We start from the raw sequence: 337 nt of genomic DNA, 5'->3' as shown, positions 1-337 counted from the left end.
CTGTTGATACCACCAAAGAAATCACCGCCTACGCAGGTGTAGATGCCAACGCCACAGCCAAAGTATGGCTGAGCAAAGTTGTTGATGCCGCCACACTGGCCACAGCACAAACAACCGTTGATGCAACGATTGCAGGTATCGTCTCCAACAGCCCAGGCTCCCAAATCGTCCTGACTAACGGTACTGATATTGTTTCCGGCGAAACATTCACCGCCCCACAAGTCTACACACCAGGCGGCAATGCCCGTATCAACAGCCTGCAAGATGAAGACCAACTGACAGGTACAGGCGTCTCCAACACACTGACAGCCACACTGGGCAATGCCAACGACAACGG

1 pseudogene is annotated in these 337 nt (G+C 53.4%); it reads left to right on the top strand.

What is annotated here, in order from left to right:
* A pseudogene (locus H8L32_RS27335) lies at positions 1–337 on the top strand (hypothetical protein); the annotation flags it as partial.

The sequence above is a fragment of the Undibacterium hunanense genome, assembly GCF_014284335.1.
GTDB classification, from domain to species: Bacteria; Pseudomonadota; Gammaproteobacteria; order Burkholderiales; family Burkholderiaceae_D; genus Undibacterium; species Undibacterium hunanense.
The sequence above is the reverse complement of the archived record's forward strand: the minus strand, read 5'-3'. Positions and strand labels throughout refer to the sequence as shown.